Source organism: Bartonella sp. TT110JLCBS, from assembly GCF_042193405.1.
Taxonomy (GTDB): domain Bacteria; phylum Pseudomonadota; class Alphaproteobacteria; order Rhizobiales; family Rhizobiaceae; genus Bartonella.
Window position 1 is genome coordinate 2,492 of record NZ_JBHILT010000041.1, and the last position, 3,176, is coordinate 5,667.

Below are 3,176 nucleotides of genomic sequence, written 5' to 3' on the forward strand. Positions count from 1 at the left end.
CTTGAATAAAGCCTGCTTTGTTCACAAGCGAAAGGCTTTTTCCGCTGCCATCTGCATTGGTAAAAGATAAATCACCTTCTGCCATTATAGTGCCAAAATCATTGAGCAAAGCACCATCAACTTGTAAAGCACCATTGCCCTTCACATAAATTAAGCCCGTTTTGTTGTTGGTCACATCCCCCGTCACGCTAAAGACTAAATCCTGCCCCGATGCCAATTGACCGCTATTTCTAAGCTCCCCCGTCTTGATCACGAAATCTCGTGCTGCTAAAACAGAAGTTGTCTCATCAACCATAACGCTTGGAGCAATAAAGAGAATATCTCCAGTCCCACCCTGATCTGTCACGGCTTGTAGCAGCGCATGGTGAATATCAAGGGCATTGGTGCTTTGAAAGTCTAAACCGCCATAAGCCAATTCGCTCTCTGAGACATCAATATGATCTGCAATTAAATACAGCGTTTGCGGCGTGTAAATATGAGAACGATTATTGCTTAAATCGAGAGTGTTTGCTGTCAATCTCACATCCCCCTCAGCAGACAGCACATTCTCAACACTGATCTCTCCTGATACCGATGTCAATGTTGCGCTGCCATAGCCCATGACCTGATCATAATAGATGTCGTTGCCTGCAAAAATTTCAATATTGCCACCACTGGCAATCTGACCAACCTTCACCCCTTCTTTTGCTGTAATCAAAAGAAAGCCGTTTTTATCTAAAACAAGATCCCCTGAACCGCCCGTAGAAACGACACCTGTCATCAGTGTGCCTGCATCAAGGCTGCCAACCTTTAAAACAGCTTTTTCACCCGTCATCAGCGAAGAAAAGTCAACCGCCCCACCCTCAATATTTGCCTTACCATAGGCTAAAAGTTGTCTAAAATGAACGGGAGCATTTGTTTCTGGTTGTGCTTGAATGACAACATTTTGATGCGACAGAATTGTTTGAGAAACAGATAGCCCGTTATGAGAAACCAGGGTGATGTCTCCTGCCCCATAAACACTTTCAGCAACAATCGCACCTTGACTGCTCTGGAGATCAACATCCCCTTGGGTGCCAAGAACAACAACACCAGCAGCACCCGTTGCCGCCATATCAACCCCACCAGCTAAAAGCTGCGCCTGTATATCACCACCGGCATGCGCCTTGAGATTCCCTTGCGCTAAAACAATCCCCTCAAGCTTCAAGTCTCCGCCCGATTCAAGAGCCATATCAGCACCTGACCCTAGCCCTGAAACTTGAAGTGTCTGGCGCGAAGACAGCTCCATGTTGCCTCCAGAGGTTGCCTTACCGGCAATCGATAAAAGCCCATCTTGCGCCTCTATCTTCAAATGACCATCAGCGCCAACCGTTTCTAACGTCACATCCTTATGGGCGGCAATATCAATATGCTTTTTCGAGGTGATGTGTTTTGCCAATACGCTCTGGCTTTTCGATTTGAGGACAACACCCCCATGACCAAAAACATTCTTCAACGAGATTTTCCCGTCAGCAGAAAGATGCAACTGCCCCGCATTGGCTGCCATATCATGGCGCATACGAACCCCAACACCTTTTTCTGTTGCCACAAGTTTAATCTGATCCGCCTGTAGAGCCCCCAAAGCAGAACCATCTATCGCATATTCTGGTTTACCAGTAATATCAGTTAGTTCTTTCATTTCCCGTGAAGCATAATCAAAGTGACCGGTCCCTGCTGTCACACCAATTTCTCTGCCCGCAACAGCTCCTTCAAAATGCACCGTGCGTGAGACAATATCGACAATATCAACAGCCCCTTGGCCTGAGAAAAAATTGGCTCCCTTGGCGCCAAAGGTGATATCCCCACCTCGCACCTCAAAGCCTTTCAAAAAACCGCTCGCATCAATTTCGGGTACACCTGTGGTTAAGGTCGCATGGGGCGTATTGATAAAACCGCAACCATCACAGCTTATCCCATTGGGATTGGCTATAATCACATCGGCGGGGCTCCCAAAAACCTCTCCTGGACCATGAAGCGCACTGCGCTTGCTGCTGGTCACTTCATTTAAAATCACTTTCGCTGAACCCGTGAGGCGCAAATGCGGATTGCCCGGCATAATGCCCCCCAACTGCGATTGCCCCACTTCTTGCGCATGATTGTTCCAAATCACACCCGGATTTCCAATATTAAAATCGTAATATTTATTGTGTGATAAGCCCTTGCCATTGGGGGTAACAATATCAATTGAGGGAACCCCATTGGGCGCTGCCACTATATCTGGACGATGGGCGGCATTCGCGTTAGGATCCACAGTAATTTGTGCCTGTAACGCTGAAGGTGCTAACAAACAAGAAAAACCAAGTCCCCCAAATAAAACCTTTTTGAGCATTGTACTGGAGACCAAAACACCTAATAAAGCTGCTCTTTCTGCTCTCTTCTCATATCTCATACTTTAACTCCCCAATAAAAAATGCTTAAAGTTCCATTGTTAATGTCATAAAAAATGTTCCTGATTTTTTGTGCTTAACTGTGCTCCAAAAAATACTGGAATAACTGGCATCAAGAGAGACCATGCCTCCCGCAAGCTTGACACCTGCTGTCCAACCGGCAAGCTGGTCACTCTTAATCCCATACAAAGCTTGCGAAAACACACGCCCATAATCCAAACCAACATAAGGGCGAAGTTCTCCAAAAACCTTTTTGAAGGTCGCGTGATTGCTCCACGGAATGGTGCGCAACAACAAATCATTCCGGCTAAAAAAACCGTTATTGCCAAAAAGCAAACTCTCACGCGTGCCACGAACATTGGAGGCGCCCCCCAACGAAATCTGCTCAGCACCCAATAAATTATGCGGTGAATATTGACCACTCAAAAGATTGCTCAGTATAAAGTCCAAGCCCCCTACCTTAAAAGGCGTCATGACACTAAGCGTACCAGTAAATTTGGCAAATTGTGGCTCCGCATCCCCTGCTCCTGGATCGTGCTTCTTGACAGAATGAAACAAAGGGAGCCCTTGCAAATAACTCACATCAAAGGTCCAAGTCCCCCCCAACATCTGGCGCGAATGCGAAATCCCAAAATTGGCGACACTATATTGACGGCTGCCCACTTCAATCTTATTGCCAAGAAGGTAATTATTGGTTCTTTTATAAGAAAGACCTAAATTCAAGGTTGTAAGGGAAACACTATCACGGTAAAGAACCCTGCTTGTACTGGC

2 protein-coding genes are annotated in these 3,176 nt (G+C 46.3%); both read right to left on the reverse strand.

The window, feature by feature from the left end; genetic code table 11:
• A partial coding sequence (locus tag ACFILW_RS08690) for a filamentous hemagglutinin N-terminal domain-containing protein (protein WP_375685570.1) occupies positions 1-2,407 on the reverse strand: 2,407 nt, incomplete at its 3' end.
• A 25-nt stretch (positions 2,408-2,432) separates the two neighbouring features.
• The coding region (locus tag ACFILW_RS08695) for a ShlB/FhaC/HecB family hemolysin secretion/activation protein (RefSeq protein WP_375685571.1) at positions 2,433-3,176 on the reverse strand (744 nt) is incomplete at its 5' end.